The organism is Ruegeria sp. THAF57, from assembly GCF_903914075.1.
Classification (GTDB): Bacteria; Pseudomonadota; Alphaproteobacteria; order Rhodobacterales; family Rhodobacteraceae; genus Ruegeria.
Genome location: NZ_CAIWNQ010000011.1, coordinates 21,831 through 42,113, shown reverse-complemented (window position 1 = coordinate 42,113; position 20,283 = coordinate 21,831). Strand labels below are relative to the sequence as shown.

Sequence of the window (20,283 nt, the reverse complement as noted above, 5' to 3'; positions counted from 1 at the left end):
GCGCAGGCGTTCTTAGCCCGACCCGGGCGGGCCTTGATCCAGAAGATCCTTCAGCGCGGTTGCGATGTTCAGAAATGCATCTGGCCGCTGCATGAGCTCTTCGTGCTTCATTTCAAGCATGTGACAGGTTTTGCGGCGCAAATGCGTGTCCAGAACATCGCCAGTTGCAAGCGACGGATTGCCGGGCGTCAAGAACACATGGGCCGGTTGGTCAAGTCTGGGCACGCGGAAGTCACTGATCGCCAACCCATGAGAGATTTCTACAGCTTCGATATGGAGATCTATTGAATCCGGTTGCTCATGCAGCGCGGCCATGGTCGCAGGCAGGGTGTGTTTTGCCTTGGCTTTTCGTTTGAAATTCCGAAACAGGTATCGCCAGCGTTTATATGTTCGAAAAAATATCGGCTGCAGTTTTGGTTCTTCGCCCACCATTTTTATCGGAGGATCAAGCAGCACCAAGCCTTTAACCCTGTCGTGCCCCAACTGTTGGGCCAGTTCCATGACCAACGGGCAACCGGCTGAATATCCGCATAAAACGATCGGCCCCGTGTTTTCCGATTGACCCAAGTAGGATTTAGCGTCTGCCGCCAGATCATCGAAGGTTTTGCCAACTGGAATGTCCATTCCCAGTGTCCGGTGACTGCGGATCAGGACAACGGAATAATCCGGGCCAAGGCTGCGCGCCATATAGCGGCTGAATTGGACCGAACAATGCGCGATGACAACGGTATTCTTACCGGGTCCGGGGTTTGACACCTGCATTGTACTGTCGTTTTCAGAAAATGTGACGTTCGTCATCCGGTCCGTGATGCGCTTTGCCAGTTCGGCGACCGTGGGACAACTGAACAGGTCAGTCGGTTCAAACTCCAATCCCATTTCCTGACCCTTCGCATAGGCGGCGATGGTCGTCAGGCTGTCACCTCCCATATCAAAGAAATTTGCGTCCCGCGTGGTGCAAGCTGTTCGCAACACGTCGGAAAAAAGTTCAGCAAGCAGCCCTTCCAATTCCCCCTCGGGCGGGTTGCCGAGCTGTACCTGCCTGACGTCTGAGACCATCTGGGCCAGTTTCTTTAGGTCTGTTTTGCCGTTCGGAAGTTGCGGGAACCTTTCGATGTTCACGACCAGGTTTGGATGAAATGGACTTGGTAAGGTTGCCTCGATGTGCCCCCTGACCGTCTGACAGAGAGCCTCATCAGCCCGACCTTCGACTGCGATCCCGATACTTTTGGAACCTGCCTGATCAAGCACGACAGCCGCGACGGGTTGATTGGGTGTCACGGTGCTGGCTGCGGTTTCTATTTCGGAAAGCTCAATGCGGTGGCCGCGAATTTTGACCTGTGAGTCCTTGCGCCCCAGAAATGTGATGTGCCCCGACGCATCTGCTATTCCCAAGTCTCCAGTCCTGTAGGCTTGTATGTCCTTCAAGCCAGTATGAAAAAAGCGTTCCTGAGTTTGAATGGCATTGTTCAGATAGCCGCGCGCAACTGTTCGACCGGCCACAACGATTTCGCCAATCTTACCGGCGCTGACAGGGCAATCGTCCGCGTCGACAACTCCGACCCAAGTACCGGGGATTGCAGAGCCGATCGGGATGTCCGCATCTTCAACATGGCTGGTCGCATCATAGGCTGTGCACCAGACGGTTGCTTCGGTTGGGCCATATTCGTTCACCAATCGGCGACCGGGAAGAACCGTTCGAAATTGCCTGACGATGGCTGGGTGCAAGGGCTCTCCGGCTGTGATCACGGTTCTCAAGCTTTCAAGATCGTGACTTGGAACCGCCGAAAAAAGTGCCTGCGCCAATCCCGGAAGGCAAAGCGTGTGTGTCACCCGGTGATGCGAAATCAACCTGCCAAGCTTTAACGGTTCCTGTTCGGCACGCCTTGGCGCGATCACGAGTTGCCCGCCTGAGCACAAGGTCCAATAAATGCCGGCCACAGAGCTGTCGAATGCCAGCGAAGACAAAAGCAGAAAGACGCTTGGCCGTCCCTTGTAGTACGTGTCTCTTGCGGTGGTTGATAGTGCCAATCCCCGACGCGTAATCTCGACCCCTTTGGGTAAGCTCTGAGACCCGGACGTGAACATGACGTAAGCTCTTTCACCGCGCCTGACGTCCACACTGTCCATTGGATTGCCTAAAGAGTTTAGCAAAACGTGGTGAGCGCCGGTTTCAGGCAGCTTGGTGCGTCCGATCTGGTCGGTGACGACGTGACGGGCTTCGATTGCGTTCAGGACTTGCGAGATACGCTCCGAAGGGTAGTCCAAGTCCAAAGGGACATAGGCCGCGCCGGACATCATAACGCCTAAGAAGGCCGAGATTGCCTCGGCTCCACGCGGCAACGCCACCGGCACAATGTCTGTTGTTTTGACCCCGGCATCCACCAAAGCCTGTGCAATCTTCCGCGCGCCAAGCGAAAGTTCCTCATAAGTAAGCGTAGCCTCGCCGTCAGATATCGCTGCTGCTTGGGGCGAGTTTCGGGCGCAATTTAGAAATCGTTCAATGACATCTTCGCTGTCAGGTTCCGGCGAAGGTTTCATGGCGTTTTGCGCCTGTCGCAACAGATTCTTGACCGCGACTTTTGGGTCATTTGTGATTGCTGACAAGATATCTTTGTAATCGGCGATCACGGACTCCACGTCTTCTGAGCTGAGTCTCGATGGATCATGATAAAGTTCGACAGTCAGTCGGTCTTTTGGCGTCACCAACAGGGTAAGTGGGTAGTTGCTGAATTGTGTCGTCTTCAGGCTGGTCATGTCGACATCGCCCAAATCCATGTTCAATTGTGCAAGCCCTTCGTTGACGAACAGTGTATCGAACAAAGGCGTGCCACTGGCAAACGGCGCACAGGATTGTACCTCGGCAAGCGACGCATATTCGTGCTTGCGACGCGCAAGGTCTGAGCGCGCGTGATCAAGCAGGAAGTTCTCAACCGGCTGCGCAGGGTCGATTTTGCACCGCACGGGCAGAGTATTGACGAATGCGCCTATGGCCTTTGCAATTCCGGGGATTTCGGGTGGTCGGCCCGCAGTTGTCGTGCCAAAGACCACATCGTCTTGTTGCAGCAGTCGCCGCAGCGTCAAACCCCATGCGGCCGACAGAATAACGTTTGAAGTCACCTTAAGCTGACGTGCCAGATTCTCGATCGAACTCATCAGCTCATGACCCAGTTCTTCCGCCCGCCTTTCCTGAAGCACCCCTTCCGGGTTGGTCGCCGTGGTTTGCAAGGTGCTGGGTTCTGTGAGGCCTGAAAACTGGTCGGTCCAAAACTCTCGATTTGTTAGATTTTTCTGGTTTCGCCGCCAAATGAGGTAGCTTTTGAAGCTGGGCGCCTGGTCGCGCACAGCGTTTGGATTCCTGTAGGATGCACACACATCTTGAAGCGCGACCCTTGTTGACCATCCGTCGCTGATCAAATGGTGAGCCGTCCAGACCAGTCGCCACGCTGAGTCAGATAACTTGATCAGGGTTACTGCCATCAAAGGTGGTTTTTTGAGGTCGAAGCGACGAATTTGTTCCAGCCGCAGCAGATCATCCCACCGCTGATCGACATTCCTGACGCCGCTCCAATCAAGTTCGGTCCAAGGCAGGTTGATCTCTTCCCGTACGGCTTGCACGGGTTGTTTCACGCCTTCCCAAACGAAACCGGCACGAAGCGCATCACGCCCTGCCAGCATCGCTTTGAAGGCACGTTTAAAGCGGTTCGGATCCAGCGGGCCGTTCAAGGCGCAACTGATGACTGCAACATACTGTCCGCCCAGGGCTGCCTCACCCACAGTATGAAACAGCATTCCCTGCTGGGCCGGGGTCAGCGGCAGGATATCTGCAACGCCTTTGGGCAGCCCCATGTCAGTCCAAAGCCTCAGTTATGCGCGACAGATCATCGTCGTCCAAGTCGATCAGATGAGCGTCTTCGTCATCGCTGCCGTGGGCATCTGGCAACGTGTCCGCATAAGAGGCCAATGCCCTGAGTGACCGATACTCGAACAACGCAGTCGCAGGCAGGTTGATGCCTTGCTCATTGGCTTTCATTGCAACTTCGATTGCGGCGATGCTGTCTACGCCCAAGTCAAAGAAATCTCGCGTCGCGCTGATGTCTTTTTCGCCCAGAACACCAGAAAGGATTGCAGCCAATCGGCGTTGCGTTTCGGTTTCTGGTGCGACGTGATTGCCCGGGGGCGGGTTTTTTGGCGCGACCTTGGGCAACTTAGAAGTATCTACCTTGCCGTTGGCGTTAAGGGGCATTTCATCCAGGATCACTACCTGATCCGGCAACATCTCGCGTTGCAGGTGTTCGCGCAGGATATCCCAGACCTGCGACCCATTCAGATCATGACCTGCCACATAAACCGTCAGCGCAGGCGCCCGCGTAACAGGTTCGTCAAATCCGATTTCTTCCAGGATCGATTCTATTCTTTGCGTGTCGATTTCATCGTTCAACTCGTCCAGCGCCTGATCGCGTGTTTTGTGACCCATTCGTACGTCCCAGGAATAGGGCAGGGCATAGTTGTGAAATCCTTCCCGCGTTTTGTGAACGTGGATTCCGGCATCGTTGATCAGGCAATTAGTCGATCGTCCCGTGTCACTTGGGCGTTTCCAAGCGGTTTGTGTGTCGAGGAACTCATAAATGTCCGAGACAGGCACATCGACATAGCGATAGATATCCAGCACGTCGATTTGACTCAGAAACTGGCCATCCTTCAGGTCGTCGGTCTGCAAAAGCCGCGATACTGCGTCGTCTTCTGCGTGATAGGTCTTGCGGGCTTGCGTAACCATATCGTCCAGTTGCGCGCAGGTCGGCGCTGAGTGGCGGAACAGGTCGGGCGTCAGCCGCGTCTCAAAAAACTGGCCGCGCGACAGGCCAGTGACGACCATTGCCGCCCCCTCGGACAGGGCCGTTCGGAAGGCCAGTGTGTAAAGTGCCTTGAAACATCCTTGGCAGACATTGGAGTGCGTTTTCAGGCTGTCTACGAAGATTTGGTTCATCTTGTCCGTGGACAGGTACCTGTGATCCCAGTTCAGGTCGTCAACCACCCTTTGAATGTTCTCTTTGGCTTCGTCCGAGATATACCCATTGTCCAAAGTTACTGCGAGCACTCGGGGCCCATAAGCGGCCAGACGATAGGCTGCATAGGTACTGTCTTTACCGCCGCTCAGCATCATGACGGCATCGTATTTGCCAGTGCTGGCGCGAAGGGCTTGGGCAATCTTGTCCTCAAGTTCGGGTTCGGCGCGGAAATAGGCCCCGGCGCGGTCTCTATAGGTGTAAAATTCGGCACAGATCGTACACATATCTTGCGTGTCAAAATGCACCCCGGGAACAGCGTCCGTCAGCCCGCATTTCTTGCACTGCTGCGTTGATACGATGGTGTGATCGGTTGAAGTAAAGGTGACATGCACCGCGTCGACATCAGGCAAATGGCGCAGAATCTGTTCGTATTCCGCAGTCTCGAAGCGAACGCCGTTTTTCTTGATCTGTTGATCCGCGCGTCCAAGGTATTCAAAACGCCCATCCTTCGTGATGCGACCAAGATCGCCGGTCCGATATAGCTTATCCTGTAGGTTCAAAGGATCGTCGATGAACTTTTCAGCAGTCAGGGACGGGCTGTTCAGGTACCCGTCAGCCAGCCGACCGCTGATCAAGATTTCTCCGGTCACTCCTAAGGGACAGATATTTAGCGCCGCGTCCCGAACAGACAGTGTGATCCCCGCTGCAGGTTGGCCAATCTGAACTGACGACTGCGTATCCGCGTCGGGGTTAAACCTATGGTGCATGGCCCCAACGACGGCTTCCGTGGGGCCGTATTCATTGATGATTTTCAATGACGGTGACAGGGTGTTGAGCGCACGACGGCAAAGCGCGGAAGTCAGGTTTTCACCGCCAAGTATCAGCGTTTCGATGCGTCGGACGGATTGCGCTTGCGTGCAGGCCAAAGCCAGATGCGACGGGGTCAGTTTCACGATGTTGACGTTATCCTCGGCAAAGACGTCAAGGATGGCCAGGTCCGGGTCAGAGCGTTCGGGATAAACCCTGATCGTCCCGCCAGTGATCAAAGGGACAAACAGCGACGTCAGGGTCAAATCAAACGACACGGACGAAAAGAACGCAAAATGAGCAGGACGGTCGTTAGCAAAAGACCGAGCCGCCCAGTCAATATATCGCGTCAGGTTTTCGTGGCTTACTTCGACGCCCTTGGGTACACCTGTCGACCCTGATGTAAACAGAACGTATGCAGTGTCGTCGGGTTCGATTGCCTCGCTGACAACAGTGTCGTCGTGGCGGGCTGCCTCGACCGCAATGCTTTTACAAGGGTACTTACGCTGGTCTTCTGGGGTAACAAATACAGCGGATGCACGACTCCCGAGTAGAATTTCTTCCACGCGTGCCGGGGGTATGTTGGTCGCAATTGGTACGAACGCGCACCCGGCCTTCAGAACGCCCAATACGGCAATCACAAAGTCCATGGACCGAGGTAGATGGACCGCTACGCAGGAACCGCGGGAAACACCAAGCCTTGTCAAATGGGCCGCAATGCGGTCGCTGTGTTCGTCAAGCTGTCCGTAACTTAGCCCGTGTTCTGCTTGGGATAGGGCAATCTGGTCAGGCGTGTTTCTTGCATGTGATTTGAACCTTTCCAGTACGGAGATTTGTGCGGATTGAGGTTCTGCCGGGCCTTGAACAAGTGACAGATCCTCGGGTCCGGCCGAGAATGCAACGGCCGTCACGAGGCTTTCTGGGGTTGAAACTACGGCGGTCAGAAACTTGACGAAATGTGCGCAAAGGCTGGTCTCTGATACTGATTCAAGAATTTTATCCTGAACGTCCAGGCTTAGATTTGGAACGCCACTTCCTTCAAAGTCGATGACGTGAAGCCTGAGTGCATGGATTGCGTCATGTGCGCCGCTATGCAGCCATTCGACCGAGGCAGGGTGGCCGGCAAACGCATCAAAGCGGGCCTGAATATAATTGCAGACCGCACTTACACCAGATGTGTCTATCTTTGAAACCGCTCCCGGCTTAGCGTGTTTCAAGAAAACGCCCAGCCCTTTTCTTACCTTGCCGTGAAGGTCAAGCAGGGTGTCCGACGCATCGAATTGGATTGAGAGGGGCAAGACTTCGACAAACAGTCCAATCGTTCTTCGATCATCCGGCGTCAGTCGATTGTGCGATGGCAGACCAATCGTAATCTCTTCGTCGCCCGTTATCCTGTGAAGATGGGCGAAAAAAGCCGTAAGGTAGATGGCCAACCGCGACAGCTCGGGCGTGAAAAGTCTGAATTCCGGCCTGGCAATTGCATTCTCCAAAGCACCGAAAAGTGCCGGATCAACTGGTATGCGAAGACGCTTCGAAGGGAAGGTTCGCTGCGGATCGCTGCCGTACGCAGGTGTTTTGGCCGTTGGCGCAGCGACAGGTGTCGCGCCCATCGAGGAAGATTGCAAATTCTGACGTTCAAAAAAGTTGGGCAGGTTCTCGACTTTTTCGGTACGCCACCCTTGGAGACGTTCGTAGCGCTGCGAGACCTGCTCGAACATGAGTGCGCCTGATTGCGCGTCGCAGGCGATGTGATGCTGACACACAAGCCAAACCCAGTGTGAATTCGCCAACTTCACTAACCGGCTGCGCATCGTTCCTGCGGTCAGTTCAAAAGGGGTTTGGACCCAGTCCGCCAATCCCGAAGTTAGCGTTTCCTGCGGATTTTCATTATCGCTGAGGTTTTTGATCTCGAGAAGATTTTCGTACATCTCGACGGCAAATTGGACAGGACCTTCGGGTGTATCACGTATTGCGGTTCTGAGTGCTTGGTTAAGCTCAAGCGTTTCAAGGAATGCGGCCTTGAACACCTCGGGTTGAACGGCGAAATGCAGATCGAACCTCCAGGCCATGTTGTACAAGGGTACGTCCGGCTGAAGCTGGTGGCCCTTCCAAAATAGCGTTTGGCTTTCGGTCAGAGGATACGACATTCTTTCAGTCCGCACGTGTTTTTAGCCGCGTTTCCGCAAAATCCATGATCGCTTTGATCGTGCCCATATTCTCAAGGGTGACGTCCACAAACGGCACTTCGATCTGATAGGTTTGCTCAATGAACGAAACCAGCGACATCACCCCCAAAGAGTCGATCATTCCACTCAGCAACAATTCTTCATCATCTGTCACCGACCGACCACCCAGAAGGGTGGTTTGAACGAAGTGGCGCAATGCATGATCATGCGTTTCAGGCTGCTCGCTGCGCATTCGCAATTCCTATCAGCTTTTGACGGTCAATCTTTCCGGTCGAGGTGCGCGGCATTGAACTAAGCAGGTCTATCCGGCTTGGGACAGCATAGTGCGGCAACACGGTCTCCAGATTGGACCGGATTTCGTTCAGATCAACGCCGGTTTGCCCTGTTGCAAAGGCTTGGATTTTGTCTTCGAAAAAGATCACCGCCGCTTCGGTGATTTGGGCACAGTTGACCAGGGCAAGCTCTACTTCGTCCAATTCGATGCGATAGCCCCTCAGCTTGATCTGACGGTCTTTGCGCCCGACCAGAAATAGCTGACCGTCCTGCGCGCGGCGGACGATATCACCGGTTCGGTAAAATTGCCTTGGCTGCCCGGATGCGTCCGGCAAGGTACAAAAGGCTGCCCGGTTCAGGTCTGGCGCGTTCAAGTACCCCGACATTACCTGATCGGAGGCTATCAGAAGCTCGCCTGTGCTTGCTTCGTCTGCCTCTGTCCCGATGCGGGCGATGACCCCTTGTTCCGGAAAGCCGATTGGCAAAGGGGTGGTGCCGTCCAGGTCGGCATGCGTGAACTCAGCGGTGGTGCAGTGGTTAGTCTCGGTCGGCCCGTATGCGTTAAGAAAAGTTGCTTTTGGCGCATGTTTTGAAAATGACCTGAGGGAAGAAGGCGGCATAACCTCTCCTGCAAACATCACGATGCGCAGGGCTAGTAGATTGCGGTCTGCCAAAGCGCCCCGTTCGACCAACTGAATTATGGCGTGAGGGACGGAATACCAAACCGAAATACGTTCCTGTTCCGTGAGCTGGGACAGCGAAGCGGGCAGCTTGGTATAGGCTTCCGGGATCACCACACAACAGGCCCCGGACAGGAACGTGCAGAAAATGTCAAAAATCGACATGTCGAAGTGCAGCGGAGTGTGGTGACTGATCCGATCGCTTGATGTCAGCCGGCACCGTGCGGCAGCCATTTGTGTGATGGCGAGGCCGCTTTTGTGGGTGTGAACAATTCCTTTCGGTGTGCCGGTCGTGCCCGATGTCATCAGGATATAGGCCGCGTCATATTCCGATCGCCGGGCCTGACGATCTGCCATCTCGTCATTCATATTTGCCTCAGGGAAATCCTGAGAAATATCAATGAGCTGAGGTGCGGCAAACACCCCTGCGAAAAGGGCGAGTCGAGGCGTATCCGCGAGGACATATTTTGGAGAAACCACTGAAACTTGCTCTGCAATACGTTTTGCCGGGGCTGTCGGGTCAAGTGGAACATATACGCCGCCGACACGAAGAATCGCGTGCAAGGCCGCAATCGCTTTTAAGCCCTTGGCCGTGCACAAAACAATTCTGTCGCCGATCTGAACGCCGCGGTCCAGCAAACAGGCCGCTATCCTGTCGATTTCGCTGTTCAAGGTTTCATAGGTTGTCACCGTGCCCAACACACTCAGACCCGGAGCGTCCGGAGTGTGTCGGGCGTGATGCCTGACAGCGTGGTCGAGGAGGAGCGGGTTGATCATCAGAAGGCAACCTTTGCCACTGTTTCATCGAACACGGGGAACCAGCCCACGGTTCGTTCATAGAACCAGAACGCCGCGATTGCGATTAACGCGACCGAGCCGAATTGCAGGCCAATCACGCGATAAGCAGTCAGACGACGCAAGGCAAAGAAGATCGGGAACAGGACAAGGACGATTGCAAGCTGCCCGACCTCGACCCCGATGTTGAATGTCGCCAATCCAAGCGCCTTGCGGGTGGGATCAAGTCCAAGCGGTTCCAGTACGTTTGCAAAGCCAAAGCCGTGGAAGATACCGAACAGGAACACGACTTTCCACGATCCAGCGTGGAACCTCGGGATCAGGTTACCAATCGCCACGGCCGCGATCGAGAATGCGATGACCGCCTCAACCAGCGTAACCGGCAGGGTGACGACCTCGAATGTCGCAAGGCAGAGGGTGATTGTGTGTGCGATCGTGAAAACCGTGACGATTTTGACGGTTTCACGCAGGCTGTCCCGAATGCTCTCGGATGGAACCCAACGTTGGTTTTCGATCCGCATGACCGCACCCAGCAACAGCGTGATCAGGAACAGGACATGGTCAAACCCCAGCCAGATATGCCAAACGCCATGTTCGAAAAAGGTGAGCGCAATATCCTTGGTGGGTTCGTCATTCAGATACAGGTCTTTTTGACCTTCCCCGGGCGCAAAGATCAGTGAAATATACGCCTCGTTTTCGTCCATCCCGTTGCGCGTATTGCTTCCAATCAGGGCGTACCCCCGATGTGTCGGGTCGACATCTGAAAACAACCCGTCATACGACATTTGGATCGTTGTAGGTGTCTCTGTGATGTCTTGAACGATAAAGTGAAGTTGGGCAAACGTATCTACGGACGTGCCAAAGAAAGAAATATCATCAAATTCAACTTCGTATGGACGTCCTTCGTAAGACAGGTTCATGCGCTCTTCGAAGTAGTCGAAGAAAGCCTGCTGCGCGGCGGTGACTTCCTCCTCGGTCAGAGAGGTTTCGATTTCTGCGGTTCCCTGCTGCACGCGGGTCAGGTCCGTCAGAGTTACTTCGATGCGCCCGCTCAGACTGTCGTCGGTGACGTCAAAGTACACGTAACTTTCGTTAAAGCTGTGGGCATTAGCCACAGACGCCAGCATCATCAGGAAAAGGCCCGCAAACGCCACTACTTGTTGATGTATCCTGCACATTACGGATCGGCGCGGCGACGGATGGATATGGCTTGAAACAAGGCCGTTAACCATTGGTTGAGTCTCCCAGTTTGTTTGGTTTGGACCGCTGTCCAATTTCCATTTTGGCAATGATCTGACGCTGAATGTCCGAGGTGCCCGAGTAGATCACGCCACCCAGCGCGTCCCTTGCGTCTTGTTCAGCTGGCGTACCCGCCAGATATCCGCGCCCGCCATGTGTCCTGAGAGCGTCCAGGCTGGAACTGAGGAAGGCTTCGGAAATGTGAAGGTTTGCCATGGCCGCAAATTGGGTGAGGGGTTTTTCAGCGTCGTAAAGGTCGGCAGCGCGTTCCAGCATCAACTCGCACGTTTCCAAACGCACCCGCATATCCGCGATGCGGTTAGCGACGGACTGGAACTCGGAAATGGATTGTCCAAACAGGTTGCGGGTCGCTGCAAAATCGGCGCACTCAGCCAATTGTCTGCGCATCGCGCCCACCTGCGATGTCAGGATGAAACAACGCTCCCAGTCCAGGGTCGTTTGAATGATAGCGGCCCCTGCGCCTTCGGGGCCCAGTCGGCGGTCCTCGGGAATGTGGCATTCCCGAAACTCCAGTTCACCCAGAGGAACGCTGTTCAAGCCCAGTTTGCCCTGAGCCGGATGCCGGATAAACCCTTTGTCCTCGGCGTGGACGACAAAGGCTGATAACCCCCAGCGGCCTTTTTCCGGGTTGGTCTGAGCGAAGACGATTGCGATGTCGCAGATCGGCCCCATACCGACAAAAGCCTTGCTACCATTCAAAACATAGCCGCCTTCCACACGATCAGCACGCGTCCTGAGCGCAAGAGCATCGGACCCTGCCTGCAATTCGGTCAAAGCAAAAGCGCTGAGGGTTTCGCCAGCCAGCAATTTAGGCAAATACGCGGCCTTAACCTGAGAACTACCAAAGCGGGTCAGCGGTTTTTGCATGGTCCAAATCTGCGAGATCACGGCCATTGCCAGTCCGTTGTCACGACATCCTTCGCCGAACCCCAGAAAATGGCTGCAAAACTCTTGGGCCGTTCTGCCGGAGCCGCCGAACTCGGACGGGACAGCAAAGTCGAAACTTCCGAACTCGGCAATCGTCTGCCAGACCCCACGTAGGTTTTTTGCGGTAACGTTCGGAAGCGTAACCGCAAAGCTTTTGGCGTCAGAGCCTAAGTCGTTGATCTGAGATTTGTAGTGCACTTTGAGGGTTCATCGACTGCTTCTGAATCCTTTACGTGCCCAAGTCCCGATAGGATCAAAAAAAGTGCTGTGCCTTAGCATTGCGGGTGATTGCCTCAGCCCACGAGCGTTTGCAAATACCGCTCTAGTGTGTCACCGGACTGTTCTGCTCGGCACTCGGCCTGCATATCACGGCACCTCTGGGCTATGTCTTTGTCTTCCAGCACGGCTTGGATATCTTCTTCAATCTTGTCGATGGGGTCTTTGGGCGTTCCTGCGCGCCCAATGCGGTGAAACACGACCCGCGCGGCGCTGCCTTTCTGGTCGTTGACATGAGGATATAACAAAAGCGGGGTCGCGGTCTCAACAGCCTCGACCAAACCGCCGGTGCCTCCATGCATAATGGCCATGTCAGCGTGTTCCAAAACACGGTGTTGGGGGACCCATGGAACAACGTCGACATTTTCCGGTGCGGGCAATTCAGAGGCGCGGTCCCAGTCTTTGCCAGCGGTGAACAGGAAGTGCCATTCCGGATGACGCTCGGCCACCGTCAAAAGTTTGGAGATCAAGTCGCCCTTTGTTTTCATCATGGTGCCAAACCCGACGAAGATACGCCCGCGTCCCAAATCGAGATCGCAAAACTGGGCAACCGTATTTGCATCGTAAGATTTCTGTGGCCGATTTTTCATGATCATCGGGCCAAGGTACGTCATGTATTCATAGGGTTTGGATGGCAGGTCCAACGCTTTGGGCAAAAACAAAGCCGTCGGGATTTTGTAGGTCCACGGCATCTGCCAGCATACACGCCGCCTAAGTTTGGAAATCGGCACATTGTATTGCCGGGCCAGTTCCAGAACAGCCGTCGGATAATCCGTACTTTTGCTGGAAATCCGGTTCCTGAGAATCTTGAGGTTTTTCCACGCAAGAAACTGCACCCACAGCAAACAGATCCCAAGCTTGCTGCCGCGAACTCCTTGCCCCGGTATGCCACGCCTGTTCAGCGGGGGGGCTTGCGGGCTGGGGGGTGACAAAAACATGTTGCTGAATTGAACGACCGGAACACCCAACGTCATCGCAACTATGATATGCGCATGTAACTCGCAATCGACGAATATCGCATCGGCAGAAATACGGGCCAAGTCCCGCTGTAGCTTATCAACTTCAAATGCAGCTACGGCGGATTTCAGGCGCTCTTGCCTGGTCATTGACCGGGCCGTTTCGGCGGGAACTAACGGCGTGAACGCATCAAATTTCGGGTTTGGAATTACGAAATGTTCCAAGCCCGCATGTGCAAGAATCGACGCTGAGGATTCCGGAGCAAGAAAAGTTATCTCGAGCCCTGTGTCTCTGGCGCGTTGTGCAAACTCCACGGCGCTGCTTAGGGGGCTGTTCAAGCCGCTGGATATAATGGCTAGCCGCTTGGACATGTTTTGCCTTCTGTCATTAGGTAGGCGCGCGCCTGTGAATTTACTTGGAGGTATTCTGGCGCTGTTTTCAGTCAAGATTTGATCTGGTTTTCCCGACTGTCAGTTTCGAATCTCTGTTATATTCTATAAATTAGATGTATCTTGCCATTCGAAATGCGACTAAGCAGGTAGGCTGGAGCAGAATTATGGACGTTTCGTGGTTAGATAGGTTCAAAGGGCTGAGCCAACTGCCAGCCGATATTCGCGCGCGACTGGAGGAGTTCTTCAAATTCCGCTCCGAGCGTGACGCTGGTCTGGATATGCCCAAGCTCATCATTCCGTCGCTACGGGTCAACGTGTGGGCGGACCAAGCACCTCGGGAGTCCGACGGAAATCCCATGCTCAAAGTACCGGTGAATACTCTGTGACGGCGAAAGGGATGAGACAGGTGGATATCAGCAACATTACGGATCAGCTTTCGGTCAGTCCGCAGATCACGGTCGTGGATGCCGAGGCGACCGGGGCTGGGTCAGGGGGCGAACTTTGTGATGCTGACGTTGCTATAGTGGGTCGCGGTGCCGGTGGTATCGCTGTCGCGGCGAGCTTGAAGTCACGAGATTCCGATCTGGATGTTGCTGTGATCGGCCCTGCCGATATCCTCTATGATCAACCCGGCTGGACCATGGTCGGCGGTGGAATTTTTGACGCTCAGAGCGCAGCCCGAACCATGGGCAGCCTCATTTCGAAAGGCGTGCACTGGTTAAAGTCAGCCTTAGCAGCCTTTGAACCCGAAAATGATGCCGTGATCTTAGATGGCTGCCGCGTGGTCAAATACCGCCGGTTGTTTGTTTGCCCGGGCCTCAAGCTTGACTGGGGCAAAGTGAAGGGTTTGGAAGAAACGCTGGGCCGCAAAGGTGTCACTTCGAACTGCCATTATGATCTTGCACCTTACATGTGGAAACTGGTGCGGCAGATGCGGAAGGGCAGGGCGTTGTTAACCCAGCTGCCAATGCCAATCAAATGCGCCGGTGCGCCGCAAAAGGCGATGTATTTGTCGGGCGACGCGTGGTTCTGCCGGGGTGTGCTTAAGGATATCGACGTCCAGTTTATGAACGCAGGTTGCGTATTGTTCGGCGTGAAAGATTATGTGCCCGCGCTTGAACGGTATGTTGAGAAATACGATGCCGCGTTGAACTTCTTTCATAATCTGATCGCTGTAGACTGATGCCAATGAAAATTAACTTGGGCCGCGGTTTTGGGCGCTACTTACCGGTATTGGATTGGGGCCGAACATATTCGCGTTCGGCCCTGTCAAACGACCTGATCGCCGCGGTGATCGTCACGATTATGTTGATCCCGCAATCGCTAGCCTATGCGATGCTGGCCGGGCTGCCGCCCGAGGCCGGGCTTTACGCTTCGATTGTTCCGATTATGCTTTATGCGATTTTCGGGACCAGCCGTTCGCTGGCGGTTGGACCTGTGGCTGTTGTGTCCCTTTTGACGGCCTCAGTTATCGGGCAGGTCGCGCAGCAGGGCACCGCCGGATACGCTGCCGCCGCCCTGACATTGGCTATGCTGTCTGGTGGGTTTCTGGTGCTCATGGGTGTGCTGCGGCTGGGGTTGCTGGCCAATTTCCTGAGCCACCCGGTGATTGCCGGGTTCATCACTGCCTCGGGCATTCTGATCGCGACCAGCCAGCTAAAGCATATTCTGGGCATTGAGGCACATGGTCATACTCTGCCCGAGATGCTCGGCTCAATCCTGTCGCACCTGAGCCAGACAAACTGGGTAACGGTGGCGATTGGGACGGGCGCAACCCTATTTCTTTTTTGGGTGCGCAGCTTCCTGAGACCGACACTGACCAAATTGCGAACGCCTCCGCTTTTGGCTGATATTTTGACGAAAGCGGGTCCGGTTTTCGCTGTTGTGGCCACGACTGTCAGTGTTTGGGCATTTGATCTGGCAGATCAAGGTGTGCGCATTGTTGGCGCGGTCCCGCAAAGCTTGCCGCCTTTGACGGTGCCAAGCCTGTCTTTCGATCTGATTGAGGCGCTGTTCTTTCCGGCAATCCTGATTTCGATCATCGGTTTTGTCGAAAGCGTTTCTGTTGCGCAAACACTGGCTGCAAAAAGAAGACAAAGGATCGACCCGGATCAGGAGCTGATCGGGTTGGGCGCCGCCAATCTGGGTGCTGCATTTACCGGGGGGTTTCCGGTGACGGGTGGCTTTGCCCGTTCGGTGGTGAATTTTGATGCCGGTGCTGAGACACCCGCCGCCGGCGCGTTTACAGCAATCGGTTTGGCGGTTGCAGCGTTGGCGTTGACACCGTTGGTCTACTTTCTGCCGACGGCGACTCTGGCGGCCACGATCATTGTTGCAGTCCTCGGGCTGGTGGACCTGTCGATCCTGAAAAAGACGTGGTCCTATTCGCGCGCCGACTTTGTGGCTGTGGCGGCCACTATTTTGTTGACCCTTCTTCTTGGGGTCGAGGTTGGCGTGGCGTCGGGTGTCGTGCTTTCTGTTCTGTTGCACCTTTACAAGACGTCCCAACCCCATGTGGCCGAGGTGGGCCTGGTTCCCGGCACCCAGCATTTCAGAAATATCGACCGGCACGCGGTTCTGACCGATCCAAGGGTCGTCAACCTGCGGGTTGATGAAAGCCTGTATTTCGTGAACGCGAGGTTTCTGGAGGACTACATTCAAAGCAGAGTAACCGAGGGGTGTACGGTACGACATGTTGTACTGATGTGCTCGGCTGTAAACGAGGTTGACTATTCAGCGTTGGAAAGTCTGGATTCCATCAACCTCCGCCTTACCGATATGGATGTTGGCCTGCATTTGTCAGAGGTCAAAGGACCTGTGATGGACCGGCTGAGGCGATCCCGTTTTCTTGAGGGTCTGAATGGGCAGGTTTTCCTGTCGCAATTCGACGCCTGGGATCACCTTGTCCGTTCCCCGCAGCCGAATGCGGCGGCCTGAACCACGTAGCACTGTCGGGAACGTAACAGCGCGGTGCCGGGTTTGAGGGTTCGGGCAAACAAGCTATGGTCCGAACCCGAAAACGCCTAAGGGCAGGAACAGCGACAAGGCAGGAAGCGCCACCAGAAGGGCCAGCCTTACGATATCGGCAGCCCAGAATGGCGTCACACCTCGGAAGATTGTTGCGGTTGATACGTCTTGTACCACGGACCTCAGGACAAACACGTTCAGGCCGATAGGTGGTGTAATAAGCGAGATTTCCGTCACCACCACGACAATGATCCCGAACCAGATCAGGGCGGTTTCTCCGGTGATATCGCCTTCAAAAAAACCCAAGGATGCGATCAAAGGAGCGAAGACCGGCACGGTCAGTGTGATCATGGACAAGCTTTCAAACACGGCGCCCAGAACGATGTAGATCAAAATTATGATCAGCAGAATTGTGAATGGCTCTAACCCGGCCCCCTGAACCAGCGCCAGCAGATCATCCGGTAGTCTTGCGCGTGTAATCAACCGGTTAAAGATATCCGCGCCGATCAGTAGGACGAACAAACCAACGGATGTTTTCACCGTCTGAACCAGCGCCTCAATCAGCCCCTTGAACGTGAATCGGCCAATCAAAATTGAAATGACAATCGCACCAAATGCACCGACGCCCGCCGCCTCGTCTGCGGTGAAGACGCGGCCGTATAATCCGCCAATGATCAGCGTGAACAGGGCAAGGATCGGAAGGACACGCAGCAAAGCCTGCCGTGTTTCGGTCCACGAGCTTTTTTCTCCGGCGGGACCGTACTCGGGCTTGCGCCAGACGACGAAGGCGACTGCGCCAAGATAAAGCAGTATGCCCAGAAGGCCGGGCAAAATGCCTGCCAAAAAAAGTTTCCCGATAGATTGACCTGTCAAGAAGCCGTAGATGATCAGGATGATGCTGGGTGGGATAAGTATGCCCAATGTACCGCCTGCGGCGACGGATGCGGTGGACAGACTATCGTGATAGCCAAACTTGCGCATTGGCGGCAGAGCCACCTTGGACATGGTTGCAGCCGTGGCCAGCGACGAGCCTGATACTGCAGAAAAGCCACCGCAGGCCAAAATCGTCGACATCGCCAAACCGCCCGGCAACCGCCCGACCAACGTGTAGGCGGCGCGGTACAAATCCAGTGCCATACCGCTTTGTGCGACGATCATTCCCATGAAGATAAACAGCGGTATCACCGACAGCGCGTCGTTCTGCGTTACGTCCAGTATCGAATCTGCTGCCGGGCCCAACCCTGCAGACCAGCGCCCGTCCCTCAGATAAACGAACCCGACAGCCCCGATAAATCCCATTGCGATGCCGATCGGAACGCGCAGCAGCACAAGAAAGATGACCAGCGCAAAAGCAATCAGTGAGACTTCCATTTGGGTCAGAGTCCTTCGGGGTCGGTCGGCCGTATGATTTTGAGAATGGCACTGACTGCCAACAGCACGCCGGTCAAACCCACGACGAGTGCTATGAAATATATGAGAGGGTATTTTGGAATGAACAGCAACTCGCTGGTAACGCCCCGCTCAAGCGCTTTGTCCGCGCGCGCGAACAGCCACACTGCCATTGTTAGCAGGCAAAGCGAAGTCAACGCGTCGATACAACGGTTTCGCCAAAATGCAGCGCGACGTGTGAAGAGGTGGTCAAGCAGGTCGACGTCAATCTGTTCACGCCGAAGGGTGACCACGGGAAACGCGAAGAAGATAGACAATGCCAGTAGGATTTGCGCCAGATCCTGACGCCCGAAAATCGGTGCGTTGAAAATATAGCGACCAATAACCTCGACAACTGTCAGGCCCATAACGAGCATAAGGCAAAGGCCGCTGCCCAATAGACAAAAGCGGGCAAACCAGTGGCTTGCCCGTTTTAGGTTCGATTGTGCGCTCATTTCGCGCTGTATTCGGACATGGTGTCCCGGATCAGTTGCATCGCGGCTTCTGCGTCGACGCCTTTGCCTGAGACTTCCTCAAGCACCGATGCCTGTATCTGCGGCACCAGTGTCTCAAATGGGGCGGCTGCATCACCTTCAAGGTCAATGATCTGCCCCGAAGCAGCCTGCGCATCCAGACCTCTTTGGTTGCCGACGTCCCAGGCCTTACCCGCGAAGGCCGAGAAATCCTCGCCCAATGCCGCGCGGATGGCTGCGGCGTCCTCTTCGCCAACAGACTCAAGGAACTCTTCACTCATGATGATCGAGAAGGAGCCGCGATAGAATCCGCCCGGTACGCGATAGGTGTAGGGTAGAACTTCGGTCAGGCGTAGAATGGCAATCGTGTCACCCGGAAAGAATGTTCCGTCTGCAACACCGTTTGAAACGGTTTCATATACCTTTGGCGCGGAAACCTGAACGCCCGCCATATCCAGACCTTTGAGGACATCCCCCATAACGCCACCGCCCGAACGGATCTTGAGGCCCGCGACATCATCAAGTGAGCTGACTTCCTTGGACAGGTGCAACATACCCGGGGCATGGACCATCATGGCAACCGGAACAACGCCGTCATGTTCATTTGCCGCGGCCAGATATTGCTCGTGCGCACGCCAATGGGCCGCAGATGCAGCAGCAGAGTTACCTTCAAGACCCGGAATTTCGATCAGTTTGGTGGTGACAAAACGGCCGGGGTTATACCCGTGGAAAATCCAGGCCGCATCCGCGCCACCGTCTTCGATCAGGTCGGCCTGCGCCGGGGGTGAGGCCAGATTATACTCGATGGCACCGGTTACACGACCATCGGTTGCTTCTTCGATGCGTGAAATGAACTCTGGCCAGATGATCTCGTTCACGATGTGGCTGGGTGGCAACCACGAGGAAACCACCATTGTTTTTTCAGCCCAGGCAGCAGTTCCTGCCAGCAACGCGGAAATCCCCAGCCCAAAGGCAGCAAGCGTCTGTTTCATGTTATCCTCCCATAACAAAAGCTGCGTGCAGCTTTGGACTACAGTTTCATAAACCAACCGGTCGGTCAACTATACTGGCACGTGGGTTTTCCGAAAAACAATCGCCCTCGTGTCAATTGGCGAATGCAGCGGGATCCAGTCTGGGCAGATCAGCCATCACCTGCGTCACGCGATGATGGCACTGTGCAAGTGGTCCTTGCGGGATCATCGAAATGTGCGCCCAACTGGAATTGCGCAAGGCTATTTTGCGCCAGTAATGTAGCAGCAGCAGCCGAACCGCAGCCAAGGAAAGGGGAGACAGGTCGCCGATGCCCGGACGTTCGGCAATTTCACAAAGCTTTTGCGCCAGAACCAAAGTTTGAGAGGGAACAATGCGATCAGAAAACCAGTCCGGTATATGGTCCGTATCTGCCTGCAGCCCAAGCGCCGCACCGTCGAGTAGGACAGCTTCGACAGGCACCAGCAGCAATGATCTTTCAATGCGGATTGCGGGGTCTGGGGCGGCATAATCGCTTTTGGTCAAAAGCAACTTCCATCCTTGTGGGTATTTTACGTCCCGCCTGTAAACGTCTTCGTAGGCGGCGCGTGTCTCGGCCAGACCAACATCCGAAAGGCTATAGGTCACTTCCCGCCCTGATTTTGTCGACACAATCCAACCGTCTTTCCTAAGCCGGTGCAGCGCGACCCGTATGGCCTCGGTTTTTATGCCAACATGTCCCATCAGCAGGCCCAGTTCCTTGCCCGTGATGTGGTGGTCGCTGAGATCGCCAAACAGCGTGACAATCAGCGACCATGTCTTGATCGGCTCAAGGTTGCACAGGTCGTCAATCAGGGCGTCAGCGGCTGTCAAATTCGGGTCTTTCC

Annotated in this window: 12 protein-coding genes and 2 pseudogenes; 3 read left to right on the top strand and 11 right to left on the bottom strand. The window is 55.0% G+C overall.

The window, feature by feature from the left end:
- Positions 1 to 12: 12 nt before the first annotated feature.
- The 7 genes from RUESEDTHA_RS19520 to RUESEDTHA_RS19490 form a co-directional block, all read right to left on the bottom strand.
- Positions 13 to 3,846 carry a non-ribosomal peptide synthetase gene (locus RUESEDTHA_RS19520; protein WP_180888340.1) on the bottom strand — a complete coding sequence of 1,278 codons (3,834 nt, stop codon included), beginning with the start codon at positions 3,844 to 3,846 and terminating at the stop codon, positions 13 to 15.
- A gap of 1 nt (position 3,847) precedes the next feature.
- Positions 3,848 to 7,960: a non-ribosomal peptide synthetase gene (locus RUESEDTHA_RS19515; RefSeq protein WP_180888339.1), complete on the bottom strand. Its 4,113-nt coding sequence runs from the start codon at positions 7,958 to 7,960 to the stop codon at positions 3,848 to 3,850.
- A 4-nt stretch (positions 7,961 to 7,964) separates the two neighbouring features.
- Positions 7,965 to 8,231 carry an acyl carrier protein gene (locus RUESEDTHA_RS19510; RefSeq protein ID WP_180888338.1) on the bottom strand — a complete coding sequence of 89 codons (267 nt, stop codon included), beginning with the start codon at positions 8,229 to 8,231 and terminating at the stop codon, positions 7,965 to 7,967.
- Positions 8,212 to 9,729 carry an amino acid adenylation domain-containing protein gene (locus RUESEDTHA_RS19505; RefSeq protein ID WP_180888337.1) on the bottom strand — a complete coding sequence of 506 codons (1,518 nt, stop codon included), beginning with the start codon at positions 9,727 to 9,729 and terminating at the stop codon, positions 8,212 to 8,214. The genes RUESEDTHA_RS19510 and RUESEDTHA_RS19505 overlap by 20 nt, the downstream gene beginning before the upstream one ends.
- Positions 9,729 to 10,979 carry a HupE/UreJ family protein gene (locus RUESEDTHA_RS19500; protein ID WP_180888336.1) on the bottom strand — a complete coding sequence of 417 codons (1,251 nt, stop codon included), beginning with the start codon at positions 10,977 to 10,979 and terminating at the stop codon, positions 9,729 to 9,731. Before RUESEDTHA_RS19500 ends, RUESEDTHA_RS19505 begins: the two co-directional genes overlap by 1 nt.
- Entirely contained in the window at positions 10,972 to 12,132 is a 1,161-nt protein-coding gene (locus tag RUESEDTHA_RS19495) for an acyl-CoA dehydrogenase family protein (protein WP_180888335.1), read from the bottom strand. The genes RUESEDTHA_RS19500 and RUESEDTHA_RS19495 overlap by 8 nt, the downstream gene beginning before the upstream one ends.
- 95 nt (positions 12,133 to 12,227) lie before the next feature.
- Positions 12,228 to 13,316 (bottom strand): glycosyltransferase, encoded by a 1,089-nt coding sequence (locus tag RUESEDTHA_RS19490; protein ID WP_180888334.1) that lies wholly within the window; start codon positions 13,314 to 13,316, stop codon positions 12,228 to 12,230.
- A gap of 476 nt (positions 13,317 to 13,792) precedes the next feature.
- Between RUESEDTHA_RS19490 and RUESEDTHA_RS19485 the strand changes: the two are divergent.
- The 3 genes and pseudogenes from RUESEDTHA_RS19485 to RUESEDTHA_RS19475 all read left to right on the top strand — a co-directional run.
- Positions 13,793 to 13,945 (top strand): annotated as a pseudogene (locus RUESEDTHA_RS19485) (MBL fold metallo-hydrolase); the annotation flags it as partial.
- Between the two features lie 125 nt (positions 13,946 to 14,070).
- Positions 14,071 to 14,739: pseudogene (locus tag RUESEDTHA_RS19480) on the top strand (FAD/NAD(P)-binding oxidoreductase); the annotation flags it as partial.
- Between the two features lie 8 nt (positions 14,740 to 14,747).
- Entirely contained in the window at positions 14,748 to 16,496 is a 1,749-nt protein-coding gene (locus RUESEDTHA_RS19475; RefSeq protein WP_180888333.1) for a SulP family inorganic anion transporter, read from the top strand.
- Between the two features lie 63 nt (positions 16,497 to 16,559).
- Here the strand turns inward: RUESEDTHA_RS19475 and RUESEDTHA_RS19470 are convergent, their stop codons facing one another.
- The 4 genes from RUESEDTHA_RS19470 to RUESEDTHA_RS19455 form a co-directional block, all read right to left on the bottom strand.
- On the bottom strand, positions 16,560 to 17,897 hold the full coding sequence (locus tag RUESEDTHA_RS19470; protein WP_180888332.1) for a TRAP transporter large permease: 1,338 nt from the start codon (positions 17,895 to 17,897) through the stop codon (positions 16,560 to 16,562).
- A 5-nt stretch (positions 17,898 to 17,902) separates the two neighbouring features.
- Positions 17,903 to 18,409: a TRAP transporter small permease gene (locus RUESEDTHA_RS19465; RefSeq protein WP_180888331.1), complete on the bottom strand. Its 507-nt coding sequence runs from the start codon at positions 18,407 to 18,409 to the stop codon at positions 17,903 to 17,905.
- On the bottom strand, positions 18,406 to 19,419 hold the full coding sequence (locus RUESEDTHA_RS19460) for a TRAP transporter substrate-binding protein (RefSeq protein ID WP_180888330.1): 1,014 nt from the start codon (positions 19,417 to 19,419) through the stop codon (positions 18,406 to 18,408). Before RUESEDTHA_RS19460 ends, RUESEDTHA_RS19465 begins: the two co-directional genes overlap by 4 nt.
- A 112-nt stretch (positions 19,420 to 19,531) precedes the next feature.
- Positions 19,532 to 20,269: a hypothetical protein gene (locus RUESEDTHA_RS19455; RefSeq protein WP_180888329.1), complete on the bottom strand. Its 738-nt coding sequence runs from the start codon at positions 20,267 to 20,269 to the stop codon at positions 19,532 to 19,534.
- Positions 20,270 to 20,283 lie beyond the last annotated feature (14 nt).